Origin of the sequence: Gordonia alkanivorans NBRC 16433 (assembly GCF_000225505.1) — a bacterium.
Lineage (GTDB): Bacteria > Actinomycetota > Actinomycetes > Mycobacteriales > Mycobacteriaceae > Gordonia > Gordonia alkanivorans.
In genome coordinates this window covers 1-1,153 of record NZ_BACI01000013.1, presented here as the reverse complement: position 1 = coordinate 1,153, position 1,153 = coordinate 1, and the positions used below count along the sequence as shown (strand labels likewise).

The window sequence follows — 1,153 nt, the reverse complement described above, 5'->3', positions numbered from 1 at the left end:
CCGGCGCACAAGCGCTGGCTGTGACCAGCGCTCATGCGCCAGAAGTGGCGATCGTGTCGAAGTTGTGCGCGTGTCGAAGTGGTGCGCGCGACGTTGACCTGCGGCGCGCACTCTCGATGCGGCCGCAGAGGAGGGGCCGGCGATCAGTCCTTGTTGCCGGGGATGCCGACGATGAACCCGACCCCGATGATGATGCAGGAGATCAGCGCGACGACGAACATGACCCAATATGCTGGCATGTCCGTGACGCTACTGCGGAAAAACAACGCCCGCAGCCGGTTCGGGATCATTGAGGTCCAAGTACCCGCAGGTCGTGGGGCCTAGGCATGAGGTCGAGCGACGTGGCGAGGAAGGGTCGCGACCACCGGGAAACCGCCGGGCACGGTGATGGTGCCCATGTTCAGCAGGATCGCGAGGGCCATGCCGAGGGCGATGTCGCCGACGGTGAGCTCCACTCGGCCCGCCTGCGCGAGGAACATCACGACGATCATGTAGTTGAGGTCCGGATTTCGTCGCAGGTGAGGCGGTTGAACCTTATGATGTTGTGCCCGCATTCCGGACACAACGTCATACGGATGCGAGGGTCGGGTAGGCGGCGGCGAGGAGCAGCGAGGCGAGGGTGGCTTCGGCGTCGGTGGCGTTGCGGAGGTCGATGACCTCGCGCAGGTGAAGGCGCGTTTCAGCGCCGGACTCCTCGTCGGGTCCGTGGATCTCGGTGCGCACCTTGTTGAGTTGTTCGGCGAATCGGCGGGGGATGTCGGGTCGCCGGTTGATGTGTTCGGGGTTGGGTGGGGCGCCGGGTTCGGCGTTCAACCGCCAGGCGCAGCGACCTTCGTCGGGGCCTTCACGGACCATGCGGGTGGTGAACTGACCTACCTGCTCGCCGACCATGCGATTGTGTTTCGGGCACGCCGGTGCGAGGTCGGTGATGTCGGTGAGTCCACCGAGACCCCAATCCAGTTGCGCGTGGTGCATTTCCACGTGCGCGGCGGATATGCCGCAGTCGGGGGTGGAACAGACCTCGCCGTCGGGTCGGGCGAAGGACACGAGACGTTGTTCACGGGTGGCCAACCTCTTGCCGCGTCCGAAGTACAGCGGGACGGCGGTGGCGTCTTTGAACACCGCCAGCCAGGGCTGGGTGTCGGCGGCCAGG

The 1,153-nt window shown here is 65.7% G+C and carries 2 pseudogenes; both read right to left on the bottom strand.

The features are described 5' to 3' along the window. Positions 1-328 precede the first annotated feature (328 nt). Positions 329-500, bottom strand: a pseudogene (locus tag GOALK_RS23790) (dicarboxylate/amino acid:cation symporter); the annotation flags it as partial. Between the two features lie 67 nt (positions 501-567). Continuing rightward, positions 568-1,153 (bottom strand): annotated as a pseudogene (locus tag GOALK_RS01215) (HNH endonuclease); the annotation flags it as partial.